This window comes from Oceanospirillum maris DSM 6286 (assembly GCF_000422865.1).
Taxonomy (GTDB): domain Bacteria; phylum Pseudomonadota; class Gammaproteobacteria; order Pseudomonadales; family Halomonadaceae; genus Oceanospirillum; species Oceanospirillum maris.
This window is the reverse complement of record NZ_KE383936.1, coordinates 341,014-359,705: the sequence shown is the minus strand read 5'-3', so window position 1 is coordinate 359,705 and position 18,692 is coordinate 341,014. Positions and strand designations below refer to the sequence as shown.

Here is an 18,692-nt window from a genome sequence, read left to right as displayed (position 1 = left end):
AACGTATGTTTGAAACTTAAGTCAGACAAGAGGCAGGGTCAAGAGGTATTTCGATAAAAAATAAGAAGATAAGGATTTTCTAGGAAAAAATAAATCGTAAAATCGACAGAAAAATCAAAAATAAGTGATAAAAATCAAACTCTTGCAGCAAACTGCTGGCCCGATGGCTCAGGAGGAAAGCTTAAACCCAAAGTATCAAAGACACCCTTCAACTGTAAGGCTCTGGATTGGCCTTCCATCCATTCTGGTTCGGCTCCAACAAACGTTTGAGGAAAATATAAACCAAAAGAAAACGTTTTAGGCTTTTGATGGAGACTAGAAACAGGAGCTCTGTGCAGTGAATCTACGGACTGCTCTACCAATGACTCTACGGGTTTTGGGGTATCAATTTTCTCTGTAGCTTCTGCAGAAAAAGCCTCTAAGGCTGCACTAAGATCTTGATCATAAACAGGCTGAGCAGTCCTGGGTACAAGAGTAGAAGCCGTATCTATATCACTATTCTCTACGCTACCATCTGCCGCCATGGTTATTTCCGATCCAGAAGAATCATCTTCTCTCTGGAATTCTTGAGCAACGTCTTGATTATCAGGTGTAGATATTGTTTGGTCTTCAGCATCATCAAGATCTTCAGCAGATTCTGCCGAACGCTCTTTCTGGCGATATTCCTGCATTAAGCGGTTATGCCGCGATGCATCGTTGGCAGAAGGATTTTCCATAACAAGCCTATATTTTAAATAATCAGAAACGATCAATTAAATAATTGATTCGTTATTATGGCTAATTTTTACGTTCGTTTCATGCAGATTTATAACAAATAAGAATAGATAAGCTGCTCCCAAAAGAAGCATATTGAATCACGCTTCATAACTACCTGATATTAAAAGTATTTCGATACTTATTTATGGCAGATACTTCTAGCAAAAAAAAGCCTCGCTAGAAGCGAGGCTTTAATCTTTTAAGGCTTATAACCTTAAAAATACTAAGTGTTTAATAACGCTAAATACAGATATACAAATAATATTACCGTTAAGTATAGGCAACTTTACCGCTGAGCATAAAAAAATTACTCGTCAATAAAGCTACGTAGATGCTCTGAACGAGTAGGGTGACGCAACTTACGTAACGCTTTCGCCTCAATCTGACGAATACGTTCACGGGTTACATCAAACTGCTTGCCCACTTCCTCTAGGGTATGGTCGGTATTCATATCAATACCAAAACGCATACGAAGCACTTTGGCTTCACGTCCTGTTAACCCACCCAGAACAGAGCGAGTCGCTTCAATCAGGCCTTCACCCGTTGCGGTATCAATCGGTGAATCTGTGCCAACATCTTCAATAAAATCACCCAGATGAGAATCTTCATCATCACCAATAGGCGTTTCCATAGAGATCGGCTCTTTAGCGATCTTAAGTACTTTACGCACTTTATCTTCTGGCATTTCCATACGCTCGCCAAGCTCTTCTGGAGTTGGCTCACGGCCCATCTCCTGAAGCATCTGACGAGAAACACGGTTCAACTTATTGATCGTTTCAATCATGTGTACCGGAATACGAATCGTACGGGCTTGGTCAGCAATAGATCGAGTAATCGCCTGACGAATCCACCAAGTCGCATAAGTCGAAAATTTATAACCGCGACGGTATTCAAACTTATCAACCGCTTTCATCAAACCGATATTACCTTCTTGGATAAGATCCAAGAACTGCAGGCCACGGTTGGTGTACTTCTTCGCGATAGAGATAACCAGACGCAGGTTAGCTTCCACCATTTCTTTCTTGGCACGACGGGCTTTAGCTTCACCAATCGACATGCGACGGTTGATCTCTTTAATCTCAATAAGATTAAGGTGCACATCCTGCTCTACGGTAGAGATTTTACGCTGGCATCGCAAAATTTCGATGCGCAAACCTTCTAATACAGCGGCATTCTTAGGCTTATCTGCCAGAATGCTATCCAGCCATTTAGGGTTGGTTTCATTACCAGGGAAAGTAGCAATAAACTCTTTACGGGTCATTTTAGCTTTACGCACACAAAGCTGCATGACACGGCGCTCTTGCCGACGAATTTCATCCATACTGTTACGCACGCGCGCAACCATAGCATCAAAATTCTTCGGTGTTAGTTTGATGGGTGCAAAGTAATCAGCCAAAGCGACTTGAGCCGCTTGGTACTCAGCACTACCAATACCTTTTTTCTCACCTGCAGCTAATACCGCATCATTAAGCTCTTTTAGACGAGTAAAACGAATGCGGGCTTCTTCAGGATCAGGGCCACTTTCCGTTTCTTCCTCGTCATCCAGGTCATCATCTGTTTTCGCACTAGCGACAGGGCCTGCAGGTACTTCGCCATCATCTGGATCGATATAACCAATCAGTAGATCACTTAGGCGACCTTCTTCAGTTTGAGTCTGGTCATAAATATCCAGAATTCGCTGAATAGTACCCGGCAAATAGGAGACAGAGTGCATCACCTCGCGCAGGCCTTCTTCGATACGCTTGGCGATCACTATCTCGCCTTCACGGGTCAATAGCTCTACGGTGCCCATTTCTCGCATATACATGCGCACAGGATCGGTTGTACGACCTACATCGGACTCAACCGCAGCGAGGGCTGCTACAGCTTCTTCTGCCCCAACATCATCCGTTGAAGAATCACCATCAGTCATCAATAGGGTTTCTGCATCAGGTGCTTCCTCGGAAACACTGATACCCATATCGTTGATCATGCGAATGATATCTTCAACCTGATCTGGGTCTGAAATATCTTCCGGGAGGTGGTCATTTACTTCTGCGTAAGTGAGGTAGCCCTGTTCCTTTCCGCGGGCGATCAATTCCTTCAAGCGCGACTGTTGCTGCTCATTTCCAGCCATAGATACCCTATCTCAAATGTAGTGCAAAGAACGAGGTGGAAAAAAATGCTAAGCGTTCAAATATAGCATAAATTATTCTTGACTTCCACCTAGCTCTAAATTATTACTTAACTTCAGCAGTATCACCTTCCGGTCGACTTTTCTTATTAGCCAACACGTTAAGCAACATCACCAGCTCTTCATTCTCATTTTTGGTCAAGCGTTGACCTGAGCGACTCTTATTCATCAGTTCGTCAATACGTTGATTGCGCTGATACTGTTGTCGCTTAAGCTCCAGTGACCGGAGCCATTCTTTAAATTCTGAAATAATAAATTCTTCGGCGAGCACGTCTTCTAATGCTATCTGATCAAGTAATCGGCCAATTTCTGTGCCGTACCAATGCGCCTGAAGTGATAAAGTGGTGGCAGTAGGCATACATTTCAAGTATTCCATGACTTCCTTAAAGACTTTTCCCCAGAAAAACCCTTTATTTTCGTCGATAATCTCTTTTAATTGCTGCAACTCTTCCTCGGTCAACTTTTGAATAATCCGAGGGCAACGTACCAACCATAGTAGCAATTTATAAGCATAGCTCGTTGATAACTGAACTTCAGGGGCATTATCGGCATGAGATATACTTTCTACAGCATATTCAGGAATAATATCAGCAGGCTTACTCTGTATCGCTTCTTTTTTAACCGGTAACGATTGACGATCTAGCTGTGTTTGCAACTGAGCAGTGTCAACACCGACAATTTCTGCCAGCTTTTTAACCAAAAGCGTGCGTAAGATGCCCGCTGGAATTTTCTGAAAGAAAGGCCCAGCTTTCTGCGTCAGTAGCGCCTTACCTTCTGGCTCCTGAGGATTGAGTCCCTCTTGAAGAAAGCCAAATAAACGCTCAGATAGCGATTCTGCCCGTACAATACGTTGCTCAAATAAGCTCTTACCGTTGGCTCGCACTAAGGAATCAGGATCTTGACCATCCGGCAGAAACATAAAGCGCGCCTGACGACCATCAATCATATGCGGCAGAACATTCTCTAATGCTCTTTCTGCGGCTCGCTTCCCCGCTTTATCACCATCAAAGCAAAACACCACTTCTGGCACAACTTTAAACAACCGATCCATATGTTCGGTTGTAGCCGAAGTACCCAGCGTAGCAACAGCATAGTGAATACCGGCTTCAGCTAAGGCCACCACATCCATATAACCTTCAACCACCAGCAAGCGTTCAAGCTGTCCAGGGGCTGTTTTAGCCTCATAAAGGCCGTATAACTCACGCCCTTTCTGAAAGACAGGCGTTTCAGGTGAGTTTAAATATTTAGGTTTTTCATCACCCAATACCCGCCCACCAAAAGCAATGACCTTGCCTCGCCAATCTCTAATTGGAAACATAATACGATTACGAAAGCGATCGTAAGTACGTCCTGTTTCCTCTTTTTGGACAAGTAATCCAAAAGTGATTTGCTCTTTTTCGCTGATATTTTGGCCAGATAGGTACTTTTTAAGCAATTCCCAACCTTCTGGGGCAAAGCCAATACCAAAACGATCAATCGTTTCAGGCTGTAAGCCTCGATGTTGTAAATAAGCCTGCGCTCGCTGAGCACCTTCTGCCACCTGTAGAGAATTACGATAAAACTGAGCGGCCAGTTCAAGGGTTTCTGCAGACTTTTTAGCCACTTGACGCTTCTGAGCCTCAAGAGGATTTTCATCCCTAGGCACATCCATTCCGAGCTGTTTGGCAAGATCCTCAATGGCTTCGACATAACCAAGACCGTCATGTTCCATCAAGAAACCAATAGCGTTGCCATGGGCACCACAACCAAAACAGTGATAGAACTGTTTGTCTTGGCTTACGGTAAAAGAGGGGGATTTTTCACTATGAAACGGGCATAAACCCTGCCAGTTACGGCCACTTTTTTTTAGCTTAACCGCACTTCCTACAACATCAACAATGTCGGCACGAGCGACAAGGTCATCAATAAAGTACTGAGGAATCCGACCAGCCATAAGAGGGTATTACACCTATACAAACACCAACAAGTAAGCACCTAGCCATAAGACAACAGCTATTAGGGTGCCTAAAAAACCTATAAATGAAGATTTATCAAAAAAACGACTACAAACTACAACTACAAATGAAAAACGGCCGCCGGTTAAGGCAGCCGTTTTTACCCCTAAAAAGACAACCGTGTAAGCCGAAGCCTACAACTGACGTTGCTTAGTACAGGCGCTCGAAACGTTTCTGTTCGCGCTGTACCTTTTTAGCGTGACGTTTAACAGCAGCAGCTGCTTTACGCTTACGAACCCAAGTTGGCTTTTCGTAAAATTCACGACGACGAACTTCGGCTAGGATTCCAGCTTTCTCACAAGAACGTTTGAAACGACGCAGTGCAACGTCAAACGGTTCATTGTCTTTAACTTTAACAGCAGGCATTAAAGACTCACCACCTTAAAAGTAATAGGATTGAAATTAAATAGAGATGTCGCCAAAATCAGCGACATGCCTTAGGGGACGCATGATTCTATAGGCTTTGGCTACCCCATGCAAATAGCTTTACTCACTTTCGTTCTGCTTTTTTATATTAGATCTGCGGCTTTTCGTGTCATTTCCCACTTAGAAAGGTAGAATTGCACCTATTCTTTCAAGCAGTTAGTGAACCTCATGCGTGTACTCGGAATAGAAACATCCTGCGATGAAACCGGCCTGGCTATTTATGACTCAGAGCAAGGGCTATTAGCCCATGCACTTTATAGCCAGATTGATATGCACATTCCCTATGGCGGCGTTGTCCCTGAACTCGCCTCCCGCGACCATGTGCGCAAATTACTCCCTTTGACTCAACAGGTTATGGCTGAAGCCAACTGCCAAGCCGATGACATTGATGCGATCTGCTACACCGCAGGCCCAGGCCTAATCGGTGCATTAATGGTAGGTGCGTCTACAGCACAAGCGCTAGCGCTAGCATGGGGTAAGCCATGCTTGGGTGTGCATCATATGGAAGGCCATCTCTTGGCACCCATGCTGGAAGAAACCCCGCCAGAGTTTCCTTTTGTCGCGCTTCTCGTTTCCGGTGGTCATACGCAACTTATTGATGTGCAAGGCATTGGCCAATATGAGCTACTCGGTGAAAGCATTGATGATGCTGCCGGTGAAGCCTTTGATAAAGCGGCTAAAATGATGGATTTACCTTATCCCGGTGGCCCCCATATCGCACGGGCAGCGTTACAAGGTACTCCTGGTGTTTACCGCTTCCCACGCCCGATGACCAATCGACCAGGATTAGACTTCAGCTTCAGCGGCCTTAAAACATTCACGCTAAATACCGTTGCAGCCTTTAAAGAAGCCAATAATGATACGTTAACGGATCAGGCTCGTGCCGACATTGCCCTTGCCTTCCAAGATGCCGTCGTGGATACCTTACTCATTAAATGTAAGCGTGCCCTACAGCAAACTGGTCGTAAAAAACTAGTCATTGCAGGCGGCGTGAGCGCTAACGAAGATCTTCGCGCCCAGTTAGAAAAAACACTTAAAGGTATGGGCGGTCAGGTTTACTATCCCCGCAATGAATTCTGTACAGACAACGGTGCCATGATCGCTTACGCCGGTTGCCAACGTTTAATGGCTGGGCAAAGCAATGATAACCAGATAAAGGTTCAGCCACGCTGGCCATTAACAGAGTTACCGTCGCTAATCCCGGTCACGCACAAAACAAAATAGACGTTTAACACAACAGATAGACTTTTCAACTGAGCAAATAGGTGATGGTTTGGACCGGGTTTTTATTGAAGGCTTAAAAGTGGACGCTCTCATTGGCGTTTATGATTGGGAGCGCGAGATTCTGCAGCCGCTGGAATTTGATATTGAGATGGCAACCAATATCCAACCCGCTGCCGCCGGTGATAATCTTGAGCTGACACTGGATTATTTTGCCATCAGCCAAGCGATTACGGAACTGGTCAAGGGGTCATCTTTTAAGTTGATCGAAAGCCTTGCTGAGGCCGTTAGCGAGCTGATTCGTCATCAGTTTCACGTCTGCTGGGTTCAGGTCAAAGTAAGCAAGCCTGGCGCAGTACCAAATGCTCGTAATGTTGCGGTTCAGATTCAGCGCGGCACGTTAAGCCAAGGACCACAACAATGAGCCGTGTCTATTTAAGCCTTGGTAGCAATATCGATGCAAAGCACAATATTCAAGCAGGTATTCAGGTTTTAAATCAGCAGTTTGGCACCCTACAGCTATCCCCTGTTGTCGAAAGTGAGCCAGTTGGTTTTATCGGGGATCACTTTATTAACCTGATCGCCATTTTAGAGACAGAGCGCCCCCTTCCTGAACTAAGCAAGCAGCTACGTCAAATAGAATATGACTTTGGCCGTGAGCATAATGCGCCCAAGTTTAGCGGGCGCACGCTAGATATCGACATCGTTTTAGTCGACCAACTACACGGTGTGCATTTTGGTCTAACCCTACCTCGAAAAGACCTCTTTGAGCACGGTTACATGCTCTACCCTCTATCTCTTATGGAGCCCGCACTGGTTCCTCCGGGACAGCATAAAACCACTCAAGAGCTTTGGGACAGTTTTCCCTTTCCTGAGCAAAAACTGTGGCTAACGGAGTTACCAAGCGCAATCTAGCGTTGCTTGAACGAACCTCAATCTCTACCTAGACCATGAAGGGCTTCTTCGATAATCCCAAGGCGCTGCACTTTAATCCCAGCGCCAATCGCAGGCCCTTTCAACCCTTGTGCAACAAAGCTTGCGGCGGTTACATCGCCTAACGCCTTAGCCAGGTCTTGCCACCACGCTTTTATCTCTTGATGCTTTGGCGACCAGAGCATCAGCCAGTCCTCGAATAACCCTCCTTGCTTAAAAGCACCGGCTCGCTCTAACAGCCTTAAGCAAAGCGCTGAATCCTTCGCTGGGGGCATGTTGAGTAACGACCAAAATGTTTGTACAAGGCGGGCTAAATCCAAATAACGCCTAGGGGCTTTTAATCGCGAACAAAGAGATTCAATATCACAGGTGTTTAAATGGTGTAACATCCACGCCCAACGGTGGAGGCTGGTTGCTAAAGAAGATTCCTTTAAAAAACACGGTAATTCAAATAGTGACACTTCTGTAACTCCAGCAAACTCAGCAAACCAGTAAGCCAGACCCTGAACCCGCTTTAGGGTTAAAAAATACTGCTCAGGACTTTTCTCCCCAATAGCGCGCTCTGTTTCAGACCACACCCGCTCCGCTGAAAGGTGCTCAAGTTCACCGGTTTCAACCAAATGACGCATTAGCGACAGGGTTTCATCCGCAAAACTAAAGCCTAAATAATGCAAACGAGCTAAAAAACGAGCGCCGCGCAACACTCTTAAAGGATCTTCGGCAAAAGCAGGCGAAACATGACGTAAAACACGGGCCTCAAGATCCTTTAATCCATTATAAGGGTCATGTAACACGCCCTCTTGATCCAACGCCATGGCATTGATAGTAAAATCACGCCGCATTAAATCTTCCTCAAGAGAAACATCCGGCGAGGTATGACACACAAAGCCCTGATAACCCTTGCCAGATTTTCGCTCGGTACGCGCTAAGGCGTACTCTTCTTTAGAAATGGGATGAAGAAATACAGGAAAGTCTTTGCCGACTTGAACAAACCCTGCCGCTTTCATCCGCTCAGGTGTCGCCCCTACGACAAGCCAATCTCTGTCATGAGCTTTTAAATCAAGCAGTTGATCTCTTACAGGCCCGCCCACAAGGTAGACTTCACCCAACAAGTTAGTATCTGTAACTGCTTTTGATGGGAACTGGCTCATTTTTTGCAAACCTCTCAATACTAGATGAATAGAATTTTAGTGTTCTGGGCCTTAGTCTCAGTCAGCACTAAACTTTATGGAAGCGATGCCGATAATACTCGGTATAATTTTTGACTCGACTACTTGAATTTATGGTTGGTTAAATTCGCTATCAGAATGTCAGGGAAAACCGATGCTTAAAACTGTAAAGTACATAACGATCTGCGCTGCACTCTCGCTCTTAACGGCCTGTGCAACGCCCTATCATGGTTATTCATATTCTAATAATCAGGCCCAGGGTCGCTACGTTAGAATTCCACCTGCTAAGCCGCAACCTCGCAAAGTGGTTGTTCGTACAGAAAGTCATCGTGTTTTGACGCCAAAGATCATCATGGAGCCTTGTTGCAAGATGCAGCCTGATGTGATTTTCCCACGACGGTATTATCAGCGATACGAGTATCAACGATATAACCATCCAAGGTATGACTATCATCTATATGACGACCAAGAACAGCATTACCCATAACAGAATGACCGACAACAGCGAATTTACTAACCCTACTTTCGACTTTAACTAACCGTATTTTCGACCTTAGTTCACAATATTTCGACCCTAATGTGACGGACACCAGGAGTGATGATGATGAAACTTAAACTGGCTTCTTTGGCAATTGCAGGCGCAGTAATAACGTCAGGCTGCGTACCAGCCAATCAGCAAACAATGAATACCCAAAGTAATAGTGATTACGTGGTTTATCAGCAGGTTGAGCATACCTATAGCCCTAAAGTTGATCCGATTATTGTTCGGGTTACGGGTTACGGCGCTTACTTAGAAAATCCTCGGATGTCTAAAGGTCAAAACCAACTGATGGCAATGCGTGCCTCTAAACTAGATGCTTACCGTGCTATTGCTGAACGTGTTTATGGTACTCGTGTTAGCGGTGGATCGACTGTAGAAGCGCTGGTACTACGCGATGACCGCTTCCGCACTTACGTTGATACGGTTATTCGTGGCGCTAAAGTTATCTCAACTTACGAGTTGGCTCATAACAATTACGAGACCACGATGGAACTTGTACTTGAACCGACGTTCTATGATTGCCTAGGTTCAACAGGTGGCTTCCAGTCTCCAAGCTGTACCGCTCCAACGGTACATGGCGAGTCTCCAGAAACCCGTGCAATCGCGCGTCCACTGGTTAAAAGCCAGCCAAGCCAGTATTATCTGAACTAATGAGCAAAACGGCCATTTGGCAGTTTTGATTTTCTCTACAGATAACGCTGTTGTTTATAAATAAAAAGGAGTGGTCGGTTGTTAAACACCATATTCCGTCACAAGGTGTTGTGGATTCTTTGCCTGTTGATTGGTCTGGATTCCACACAGGCAGAGGCCAAATGGCTTGAAGCAACCGGCCAAGCCAACGTCGTCCATCAAGACCTCGTTAGTGCGCGCAGAGCGGCTATTAGAGATGCTGTGCAGCAGCTAAGTCTGCAAGCGGGCGCTGACGTTAGTAGCTTTCAGCAGATGACAGACGGTGCGATTAGCGCGGACAATCTTAGAGTCAGCTCTAACGGTACCGTTCAAGATATCAATATTCTGAAAGAAGAGGTAAAGGGTAACTTACTCTTTCTGACTATTCAGGCTGATGTATTGATTGAAGATAAGTCGTGTCGCAGCAACACCAGCAACGGTTATTTGCGCAGCGCCGCCATGACGTCCTTCTACTTAGAAGACCCTCAGGCAGCAGCTTTTGGTGGTCTTTATAACATAGGCCAAACCTTACCTGCGGATTTATCCCGTCGCCTTGGTAGTGCTCAAAAAGTTAAAGTACTAGATGCGTCTGGTTTTCAGGTTTATACCTCGCCTCAAACTATTCCAACATCAGTGACCGAGGAAGGTTCTTTAACAACTGCTATTACTGCATCCAATCAACTGGGGGTGCAGTATGTTATCAGTGGTGTTATTCGTGATATCTCAATGACTCGCCCTGACTTGGTCAGAACAAAATCTTATTTCGGGCAAGTAAAAGACAAAATGGAATACGGTGATAGCCGTTTCGAACGCCGATTCCAAATTGATATTTATGTACACGACGGTTTTAGTGGTGCGCTTGTTTATAGCCAACGTTATGAAACCTTAGGCAACTGGACGGTTCCATTGGAAGAAAAGACGGGCTTTGGCTCGGCGGCTTTTTGGAGAAGTGACTACGGCCAGCAGGTAAACAAAGTCTTTGATAACATTGTCGATGACCTACACAGCACGTTAGGCTGCCAACCCTTTATGGCGCGGGTTACTCGTACCGATGGCAACAATATCTACATTGATGCAGGCGCAGATGCAGGCTTACGTCCTGGGGATACATTGAACCTCTACCGTTCAAGCACCTTCTATGACGCTAATCAAAACCCTTATACCGAACTAGAAAATGTAAAAATGGTAATCACACTAAAACGTGTTCAACCATTTTTCTCTCGGGGGGCAATTGCCACAGAGCCGGATAAACTCGGTATACAGCAAGGCGACGTTGTTATTGCTTGGTAGACGTTACTTGGTAACAGGCAAACTGCAGAAAAAATAAACAAGATAAAACTAAAAAAGGAGCTGATTAGCTCCTTTTTTGGTTTTATCTTTAGCCGCTCACATAAAAGATAAAATCTTACTGACAGTGCTCAGGACAAACGGTTTTCCAAAGTTCATACCCCCCTTGCAAGCTATAAACATCACTAAAACCCTGTTCAACTAGAAACTGTGCCGCTGATTGACTGCTGTTACCGTGGTAGCAGCAAACAACAACCGGTAGCTGCTTATCTGTTTGCTCTACAAAGGTCTGTACATTGTCATTGGTGAGCGGCTGAGAACCCTTTATAGCGCCGGCAGAAAAACTGCCCGTATCACGAATATCAACCACCACCGCTTGCTCACCCGCTTCAAACTTGGTTTTTAATTCATCTGGATTCATAAACTTAAATTGCATAAAAAAATACCTTTATTAAATCGCTGGATGAGGGGTAACTCAAGCTCAAACCAGCATAGCTTTGCGATCAACCTTTAAATTAAGGTATCACTAATATTTAGCTTTTTGCAAACTTGCAACACTGGTTTTCTCACCGGTATTTAGGTTAAGCGCCGTTAGTGTCGCTCCCCAAACACAGCCAGTATCCAAGGCATGTATCCCTTGAATATTTCTATTAGCTATATCAATCCGCCCTTCTAGTGCCGCCCAATGGCCAAAAATAATTTGAGCTTTAACTTGTCGAGGATAACTAAACCAAGGGGCATATCCTTCAGGGCACTGATCCAAGCCCTCTTTACTATCAAAGTCGAGCTTCCCTTTAGGCGTACAAAAACGCATTCGAGTAAAATAGTTAGTTATTACTCTCAAGCGATCGAAACCCTTAAGATCATCCGACCATTTAGCAGGCTTGTTGCCATACATATGCTCGAAGTAACGCTTACACTTATTACCGCGCAGAGCATGTTCAACCTCTTTGGCGTAAGCCAGTGTCTGCTCAAGATCCCATATTGGCGGAATTCCCGCATGGGTCATAACATAGCCTAGCTTTGCGTCAAAATGACAGAGCGGTTGATGGCGAAGCCAGTCGAGCAAGTCATCACAGTCCGGTGCATCTAGAATTGCCTGCAAGGTATCGGAGCGCTTAAGGCGTGCCCCAGAGTAAGCAACCGCTAACAAATGCAGATCATGATTACCCAGCACGCAACGCACACGATCCCCTAAGCCCGAAGCAAATCTCAGGACTTGAAGCGACTCCGGCCCACGATTAACCAGATCCCCCGCTAACCAAAGCTGATCGGTCTCGGGATCAAAATTTAACTTATCCAGAAGTTGCTCTAGCTCGCTAAAGCAGCCCTGTAAATCGCCAACAGCGTAAGTCGTCATAGTGGTTCGCTCATCCAATAACAAAACACAATGAAAAATCAGTCCTATTTAATACAGAATATTAACAGACCATTAGCATCGAAAAGTAATGCAAACTATCAATGAAGGACATCCGCTTTAGCTAAGCGAAAAGCTGGAATATCCAACTGCAACGGGCAGTCAAATTCTATATCCTGCATTTCAAAATAACCCTGCATAAAGCCAAGCGGTGTCGGAAAAATAGCTCCAGAGGTATAACTGTACTCCTCTCCAGGACCAATAATCGGTTGCTGGCCCACAACACCCTTGCCTTTAACTTCATTCACTTTGCCATTGCCGTCCGTAATAACCCAAACACGATTTAATAACTTAACACTGGTACGGTTATTATTGGTGATGGTGACTTTATAGCTAAAGACAAACTGATCACGCTCTTCAGCGCGGGCCTGCTTAATAAACTTAGGCTCAACACTCAACATTAAGGCATCTGCAACCGCCGGTTGATCATTATGGCTATTCGTCATGTTTGCCCAACCTATCCGCCAAACAATCACTTAACGCGACAACTTCTTGCAGCGTCAAAGTTTCAGGCCGACGACCTGGGTCAATATCTAAAGACTCGATCTCAGTGACATCAAGTAAGCCTTTTAAATTGTTACGCAGGGTCTTGCGGCGCTGACCGAAGGCGGTTCTGACCAATTGATCCAAACATTCCGCTGATTTTGCCGGACAAGGTAGCACCTTATGGGGCGTCAAACGCACGATGGCAGAATCAACCTTAGGCATGGGGTCAAAGGCTTCTGGCGGCACAATAAACAGCGCTTCAACATCGCACAAATATTGCGCCATGATACCTAAACGTCCCCAGTCGTTCGTCGCAGGAGCAGCAGCCAAACGTTCAACGACCTCTTTTTGCAGCATAAAATGCATATCCTGAATATTTTGCCGCTGTTCTAACAGGTGAAAAATCAGGGGAGTCGAAATATTGTAAGGTAGATTACCGGCAACCCGTAGAGGCTGACCATCATCAATCAGTTCCGCAAAATCAAACTTCAACGCATCCGCTTGATGGATATTAAAGCCGGGGGCGTTAAAAAACTTCACCTTAAGTCCCGGAATTAAATCACGATCTAATTCGATGACATCAAGACGTTCTGCCGATTCTAAAATAATCTCGGTCAGCGCCCCCATACCAGGGCCAATTTCAACCAAATGTTGGCCTTTTTGTGGGGCGATACTGCGCACAATACGTCGAATAATACCTTCATCCTGAAGAAAGTTTTGTCCGAAGCGCTTACGGGCGCGGTGTTGCTGAGGCTTCTTAGCCATTAATTCCTCTCAGTTCTTCAGGTGTTATCGAGTTCTAGCATCTGCCATTAAGGCAGCATAACCTAATGCCGTCCATAGGCTACCTTCATGGGCGTTGCCTGTGCCAGCCAGATCTAAAGCGGTGCCATGATCCACCGAAGTACGCACAATCGGCATTCCCAGCGTAATATTCGCCGCACGACCAAAACCAGCATGTTTTAAAACCGGTAAACCTTGGTCGTGATACATCGCTAATACTGCATCGGCATTTTTTAAATGGTGCTGCGCAAATAGTGTATCAGCCGGTAAGGGGCCTATTAATGGGATTCCCTCTTGAGCTAAAGCCTTTAACGTTGGGATGATTACATCAAGCTCTTCCCGGCCTAAATGCCCATCTTCACCGGCATGAGGGTTTAATCCACAGACTAAGATTTTAGGCTGACGTAAACCAAAATCACGCTCTAATGCACGGTATAAGACTCGACTGACTCGGGTAATACGTTCAGGGGTAATCGCATCAGCCACTTCTTTTAATGGCAGATGGGTTGTCACCAAGGCAACTCTCAGCCCTTCTGTCGCCAACATCATAACCACTTGTTCAGTCTGTGTTCGGGCTTGCAAAAATTCAGTATGGCCGGTGAAAGGAACCCCTGCCTCGTTGATAACGCCTTTATGAACCGGAGCTGTCACCATACCTTGCCATTGGCCAGCCAAACAACCGTCCGTGGCAATCTCTAAAGTCTTTAATACATAGGCCGCATTAGCTGCATTTAACTGTCCGGCTATTTCAGCCTCTTCTAAAGCCACGGGAATAACTGCTAGCTGACCCGCCTGCATAACAGGTAAAGGTTCATTAGGCAGAACCTGTGTTAACGTTACATTTAGGCCAAGTTGTTCCGCACGCCGTTGCAGTAAGTCAGGATCCGCAATAACCACTAAGCGAAGCTCACGACAATCAACCTGACTCCAAGCTAAATATTCTTTAGCATGGCCCCAGTCCGCTGCAACTTTTAAAACAACATCGGGGCCAATGCCCGATGGTTCACCTGCGGTAATAACCAGCGATTGACTCAAACCTAGAACCTCTTTCTGAATAAAGCTCGATTTAGCGAATTTCGATATAAGCAGCGGCTTTCTGCTCTCGCAGCCAGTTGTCTAGCTCTGTATCGAACTTACGCTTAAACAGCTGCTGGCGGGCTTGCTCTTTTAAAACCTGATCGCCAATATCTTGGCTTCTTCGGCCTTCTACTCGCAGAATATGCCAGCCAAATTGCGAACGAAACGCAGGGCTCATACTATCAACTCGAGTATTTTTGATCGCGGCCTCAAACTGAGGTACGTATTTACCAGGCTTAGCCCAACCTAGATTGCCACCATCACTGGCCGATGCTTTATCATCAGAATAGGTGAGCGCCAGCTCGGCAAAATCTTCACCTTTTTGAATTCGCTGACGCAGTTTGTTAACCAGTGTTCGCGCCTGGGCTTCGGTACGCAAAGCCGTTGGTGCAATCAGGATATGACGGGCTAGCGTCTCAGTGACCAGCTTACTTGGCCCACCCCGTTTTTCTAATAAGCGAATAATATGAAAACCTGACGGGCTTCTTAAGGGTAACGAGATTTCATTAATATCCATAGCCGGTAATTGATCAGCAAAAAGAATCGGCAATTCACTCCCCCGTCGCCAATCGGTTTCACCACCTTGCAGCGCATATTCATCATCAGACAAACGAATGGCCAGCTGGCTAAAATCCTCACCTTGTATCAGCTGTTGGTAAATGTCCTGCGCGCTTTTATCCGCTAACGCTACTTGCTCTGGTGTTGCTTTCTCAGGAATCGCAACGGTAATTTGCTGCAATTTATAATCCGTACTACTTAATTCCGTTTTTTCTTGGGCGAGGAAGCTGTCCACTTCTTGCTCAGAAATACGAATACGCTCGCCGACTCGCCGTTGACGCAATTGGCTTATGAGCAGTTCGCGACTGATCTGATCTCGCACACTGGAAAAAGGAATACCTTGACGTTCTAACACCTGCTGAAACTGCTGAACAGTCATTTTATTCTGCTGGGCAACATTGCTAAGCGCTTTATTCAACTCTGTATCAGAGACCCGCATACCCGACTCTTCCGCTTTTTGCATCTGGATGGTATCCAATATTAAACGGTCAAGAACCTGCTTACGCAGTACTTCACGGGTAGGAGGGGTGATATTACGTTGACGCAAATTCTGGTAAACCGAACCCAGTTTAGAATCCAGTTCAGATTCCATTAACGCCTCTTCATTAACCACCGCCACGACGTGATCCAGAGGCTGTCGAGCCGCTTGGGCGGAAAGAGCGCTAAAAGAAAGCGCACTAAAAACAGTACAGGATATAAAAATCCAGTTTATTGACTTTTTAATCATCTGATTTACTTACTTTGAAATGGGTGTATAGCTCGGAATATAATCTTCCGTCCGAGCAAATGAGCCTTTCTGTCCAATACCACCAAAACCTTTGAGAACAAGTTGTACGCCAATGGAGTCATCGGAAGTGGCTGTTGTACTGCTGGTTTGCCATTGATGGCGGGCAAAACGAACCAGCCAACAGCAACTTTCATATTCAACACCGGCTATTCTCTCAAGCTGAGTATCATTTTTTAAGTCTTGCTTGTGCGCATAAAATGTACGCCATTGATCATTAATCGGATAGAACAAACCTAAATCAGCCACATCGGAGGAAACCTCATCATCCGTTGTACAGTTATTTAATAACGTACAATTCGATAACGAGCGGTAATGGCGCAGCATAGCGCTGGCACCATTAGCAAACCCTACCGTAAGCTGCTCTTCTTCACGTTCAATACGATCATTATTGTAATCCCACTGACGACTTACACGGGCCGTTATTCGTTCAGTCGGTTGCCAAATCGCCTCTACCACTAAGGGAGAAGCATCACGGGTTTGGTCATAACTTAGGGCTTCATTCGCATCAGAACTGGTAGAAACAGTACGATCCTTTGCGTAAAACGATTGCCCTGCATTTAACACTAGCTGTTCTCGGCCCGATGAATTCTGAATAAAGCGACTGGTGACACCCAACGTTGTTTTAATCAGATCCCCCGCACGGTCAACCCCGGAAAAACGCGTATCCCGGTAAAGTTGGTTCACATCAAAAGCGTATTCATCGGTATCAAAAATCGGGTTATCCACTTGCTCCTCCGTTGGAGAAGCCGCAAAAAACAAGCGGGGCTCTAAGGTTTGGGTATAAGGCTGGTCAAAGAAGCGAGTATCCCGATCAAAATACAAACCACCGTCCGCAGAAACAACAGGCGTAAGTCGCTGAGGTTGTTCATCAACGCCGTCAGGCTGTCCGTCCAGCTTATAGCCTGTATGCTGTAAGCGCCCCTTAAGCTGCCAGTAGCCCCAAAGTGTGTCTTCTCGATACTCGACATAAGGCTCTAAATGATAGCGCTGGGCTTCCACTGTATTACCCCAATCAATCGTACCATCATAAACACTTCCGGCTATTGGTGTGGTGATCTCTCGACGGAACTCAACCAATTGAGTCTTCACCCCATAGGCCAAACCGCCCACCAGCCAACGGCCATTGGCCTGTAACTCCGGTAGCTTATAATACACCTTGTCAGCATCAGCAAGGTCAGGATCAAGCTGTTGATACCCCTGCAAACGACCGATCAGTTGCCAATGATCATAGCGCCCTTCAATTTCTGCGGTCTGTAATAGCTCGCTAATATTAGCAGCGGTAAAACCGGTTTCAAAATCCGTCAGGAAATAATCATCTGAGGCTTCGGAGTAATCCACATTATATCGCCATTGGCCCGTCATCTGGCCTTTCATGACGAGTTGGGATAACTGTCGGTCATCATCAAATTCGGGATCATTGTCAAAATATGAACTGGCAACTTCGACATAATGATTTTCTGCGACAAGCCACCGGAATTCTGAATTTAATAACACACCTCGGCTTTTATACCAGTGCGGGCTTAACGTTGCATCAGCATTCGGGGCGATATTCAAATAGAGAGGTTGTTCATATTCTTCAATACCGCCCCCCCCTACGGATATCGATGGCGTAAGCAACCCTGTATGTCGACGGTCATCAATAGGAAACTTTAAGTAAGGCCAATAAAAAACAGGGATATCAGCAAGCTCCAGCCGAGCATGTATGGCCGTTCCAAAACCGCTGTCTTGATCTAGATCGATATTACTCCCGACTAACTGCCAGCTATTATCGCCAGGGGCGCAAGACGTGTAGCTTCCCCCTGCAATAACAATATCCCCTGAATCGCCTTGCTCAATATGGGTGGCCGCGCCCCGCGTACCATCAAAAGGCATCGCATAAACAGGGTTTGTAATATTAAACTGATCACTTTTAAGATTAAACGTCCCTTCGTCGCCATGTACCACCACACCATTTTGTCGAATTGTGACGTAGCGATAGGCCTTAACTTCACTCCGATCAGCAGAGACAAAGGCTTCTTCAGCCTGTAGCGTCATATCCTTACTAATAATCTGTACGTTACCTGTAAGGCTAATACTACCGTCTTCAAGATAATCCGCCGTATCTGCTGTTACCTGTGTCGAGCCATCTTTTGAGGTGATATTCGATTGAGGACGATACATACCTGCACAAAAACTCGGAACCTGTTCTTTCTCTTTGACGGTCAAATCAGAATAAGGCACCCAATCTAATGAGTAAGATTTTGCTTGATTCGGTGCAATTTTATTTGATGCAACATCTACTGCAACAGCGTCCATAGGGATCACCGCTGTCACACAGAAACTGGTCACACCAATTGCCCTAATCGTCCCTGCTAGCACAGGTCGCTTAGTCACAAGATCTAAGAGGAAAGAAGGCAATTTCAAGCAAGATCCTTA

At 45.6% G+C, this 18,692-nt stretch carries 18 protein-coding genes; 5 read left to right on the top strand and 13 right to left on the bottom strand.

The genetic code is table 11. From position 1 onward, the window contains the following. Positions 1-134: 134 nt before the first annotated feature. The 4 genes from G517_RS0113685 to rpsU all read right to left on the bottom strand — a co-directional run bounded on the left by G517_RS0113685 (position 135) and on the right by rpsU (position 5,289). Positions 135-716 carry a hypothetical protein gene (locus G517_RS0113685; protein WP_028304875.1) on the bottom strand — a complete coding sequence of 194 codons (582 nt, stop codon included), beginning with the start codon at positions 714-716 and terminating at the stop codon, positions 135-137. Between the two features lie 347 nt (positions 717-1,063). Beyond that, positions 1,064-2,872, bottom strand: a complete 1,809-nt coding sequence (rpoD, locus tag G517_RS0113680; protein ID WP_028304874.1) for an RNA polymerase sigma factor RpoD — start codon at positions 2,870-2,872, stop codon at positions 1,064-1,066. Between the two features lie 103 nt (positions 2,873-2,975). After that, a complete protein-coding gene (gene dnaG, locus G517_RS19280; protein WP_051206406.1) occupies positions 2,976-4,862 on the bottom strand; it encodes a DNA primase in 1,887 nt (628 codons plus the stop codon). A 211-nt stretch (positions 4,863-5,073) separates the two neighbouring features. After that, positions 5,074-5,289, bottom strand: a complete 216-nt coding sequence (gene rpsU / locus G517_RS0113670) for a 30S ribosomal protein S21 (RefSeq protein ID WP_028304873.1) — start codon at positions 5,287-5,289, stop codon at positions 5,074-5,076. Between the two features lie 228 nt (positions 5,290-5,517). Between rpsU and tsaD the strand changes: the two genes are divergently transcribed. From tsaD to folK, 3 genes are read left to right on the top strand one after another with little or no spacing between them, the layout of a single operon-like run. After that, positions 5,518-6,573, top strand: coding sequence for a tRNA (adenosine(37)-N6)-threonylcarbamoyltransferase complex transferase subunit TsaD (gene tsaD, locus G517_RS0113665; RefSeq protein ID WP_028304872.1), 1,056 nt, complete (start codon positions 5,518-5,520; stop codon positions 6,571-6,573). Positions 6,574-6,622: 49 nt separating this feature from the next. Next, positions 6,623-6,994: a dihydroneopterin aldolase gene (folB, locus tag G517_RS0113660; protein WP_028304871.1), complete on the top strand. Its 372-nt coding sequence runs from the start codon at positions 6,623-6,625 to the stop codon at positions 6,992-6,994. After that, positions 6,991-7,485: a 2-amino-4-hydroxy-6-hydroxymethyldihydropteridine diphosphokinase gene (folK, locus tag G517_RS0113655; RefSeq protein ID WP_028304870.1), complete on the top strand. Its 495-nt coding sequence runs from the start codon at positions 6,991-6,993 to the stop codon at positions 7,483-7,485. Before folB ends, folK begins: the two co-directional genes overlap by 4 nt. Positions 7,486-7,502: 17 nt before the next feature. Here folK and G517_RS21260 read toward each other — a convergent pair whose 3' ends face one another. Together G517_RS21260 and G517_RS21255 are read right to left on the bottom strand one after the other, a co-directional pair. Continuing rightward, complete coding sequence (locus tag G517_RS21260) at positions 7,503-8,654, bottom strand: tRNA nucleotidyltransferase/poly(A) polymerase-related protein (RefSeq protein WP_036591519.1); 1,152 nt, start codon at positions 8,652-8,654, stop codon at positions 7,503-7,505. 368 nt (positions 8,655-9,022) lie between these two features. After that, complete coding sequence (locus G517_RS21255) at positions 9,023-9,157, bottom strand: hypothetical protein (RefSeq protein ID WP_281167525.1); 135 nt, start codon at positions 9,155-9,157, stop codon at positions 9,023-9,025. Positions 9,158-9,273: 116 nt separating this feature from the next. Between G517_RS21255 and G517_RS19270 the strand changes: the two genes are divergently transcribed. Together G517_RS19270 and G517_RS0113635 are read left to right on the top strand one after the other, a co-directional pair. Continuing rightward, positions 9,274-9,864, top strand: a complete 591-nt coding sequence (locus G517_RS19270) for an LPP20 family lipoprotein (protein WP_051206405.1) — start codon at positions 9,274-9,276, stop codon at positions 9,862-9,864. 78 nt (positions 9,865-9,942) lie between these two features. Continuing rightward, positions 9,943-11,172, top strand: coding sequence for a flagella assembly protein FlgT (locus G517_RS0113635; protein ID WP_084632243.1), 1,230 nt, complete (start codon positions 9,943-9,945; stop codon positions 11,170-11,172). A 115-nt stretch (positions 11,173-11,287) separates the two neighbouring features. Here G517_RS0113635 and glpE read toward each other — a convergent pair whose 3' ends face one another. The 7 genes from glpE to G517_RS0113600 form a co-directional block, all read right to left on the bottom strand. Then, the gene (glpE, locus tag G517_RS0113630) at positions 11,288-11,605 is read right to left on the bottom strand and encodes a thiosulfate sulfurtransferase GlpE (protein ID WP_028304868.1); all 318 of its coding nucleotides are present in this window, start codon (positions 11,603-11,605) and stop codon (positions 11,288-11,290) included. A 90-nt stretch (positions 11,606-11,695) separates the two neighbouring features. Then, positions 11,696-12,529, bottom strand: coding sequence for a symmetrical bis(5'-nucleosyl)-tetraphosphatase (locus G517_RS0113625; RefSeq protein ID WP_028304867.1), 834 nt, complete (start codon positions 12,527-12,529; stop codon positions 11,696-11,698). Positions 12,530-12,627: 98 nt separating this feature from the next. Further along, positions 12,628-13,032, bottom strand: coding sequence for a Co2+/Mg2+ efflux protein ApaG (gene apaG, locus G517_RS0113620; protein ID WP_028304866.1), 405 nt, complete (start codon positions 13,030-13,032; stop codon positions 12,628-12,630). Continuing rightward, positions 13,022-13,837, bottom strand: a complete 816-nt coding sequence (gene rsmA / locus G517_RS0113615) for a 16S rRNA (adenine(1518)-N(6)/adenine(1519)-N(6))-dimethyltransferase RsmA (protein WP_028304865.1) — start codon at positions 13,835-13,837, stop codon at positions 13,022-13,024. The genes apaG and rsmA overlap by 11 nt, the downstream gene beginning before the upstream one ends. 24 nt (positions 13,838-13,861) lie before the next feature. Beyond that, positions 13,862-14,890: a 4-hydroxythreonine-4-phosphate dehydrogenase PdxA gene (pdxA, locus tag G517_RS0113610; RefSeq protein WP_028304864.1), complete on the bottom strand. Its 1,029-nt coding sequence runs from the start codon at positions 14,888-14,890 to the stop codon at positions 13,862-13,864. A 31-nt stretch (positions 14,891-14,921) separates the two neighbouring features. Beyond that, positions 14,922-16,217, bottom strand: coding sequence for a peptidylprolyl isomerase (locus G517_RS0113605; RefSeq protein ID WP_028304863.1), 1,296 nt, complete (start codon positions 16,215-16,217; stop codon positions 14,922-14,924). A gap of 9 nt (positions 16,218-16,226) precedes the next feature. Then, positions 16,227-18,680 carry an LPS-assembly protein LptD gene (locus G517_RS0113600; RefSeq protein WP_028304862.1) on the bottom strand — a complete coding sequence of 818 codons (2,454 nt, stop codon included), beginning with the start codon at positions 18,678-18,680 and terminating at the stop codon, positions 16,227-16,229. Positions 18,681-18,692 lie beyond the last annotated feature (12 nt).

Bases quoted from the DNA above. Each gene is read 5' to 3' on its own strand.
- G517_RS0113685 (WP_028304875.1), bottom strand. From the start codon at position 716: ATGGAAAATCCTTCTGCCAACGATGCATCGCGGCATAACCGCTTAATG.
- rpoD (WP_028304874.1), bottom strand. From the start codon at position 2,872: ATGGCTGGAAATGAGCAGCAACAGTCGCGCTTGAAGGAATTGATCGCC.
- dnaG (WP_051206406.1), bottom strand. From the start codon at position 4,862: ATGGCTGGTCGGATTCCTCAGTACTTTATTGATGACCTTGTCGCTCGT.
- rpsU (WP_028304873.1), bottom strand. From the start codon at position 5,289: ATGCCTGCTGTTAAAGTTAAAGACAATGAACCGTTTGACGTTGCACTG.
- tsaD (WP_028304872.1), top strand. From the start codon at position 5,518: ATGCGTGTACTCGGAATAGAAACATCCTGCGATGAAACCGGCCTGGCT.
- folK (WP_028304870.1), top strand. From the start codon at position 6,991: ATGAGCCGTGTCTATTTAAGCCTTGGTAGCAATATCGATGCAAAGCAC.
- G517_RS21260 (WP_036591519.1), bottom strand. From the start codon at position 8,654: ATGAGCCAGTTCCCATCAAAAGCAGTTACAGATACTAACTTGTTGGGT.
- G517_RS21255 (WP_281167525.1), bottom strand. From the start codon at position 9,157: ATGGGTAATGCTGTTCTTGGTCGTCATATAGATGATAGTCATACCTTG.
- G517_RS19270 (WP_051206405.1), top strand. From the start codon at position 9,274: ATGATGAAACTTAAACTGGCTTCTTTGGCAATTGCAGGCGCAGTAATA.
- glpE (WP_028304868.1), bottom strand. From the start codon at position 11,605: ATGCAATTTAAGTTTATGAATCCAGATGAATTAAAAACCAAGTTTGAA.
- G517_RS0113625 (WP_028304867.1), bottom strand. From the start codon at position 12,529: ATGACGACTTACGCTGTTGGCGATTTACAGGGCTGCTTTAGCGAGCTA.
- apaG (WP_028304866.1), bottom strand. From the start codon at position 13,032: ATGACGAATAGCCATAATGATCAACCGGCGGTTGCAGATGCCTTAATG.
- rsmA (WP_028304865.1), bottom strand. From the start codon at position 13,837: ATGGCTAAGAAGCCTCAGCAACACCGCGCCCGTAAGCGCTTCGGACAA.
- G517_RS0113605 (WP_028304863.1), bottom strand. From the start codon at position 16,217: ATGATTAAAAAGTCAATAAACTGGATTTTTATATCCTGTACTGTTTTT.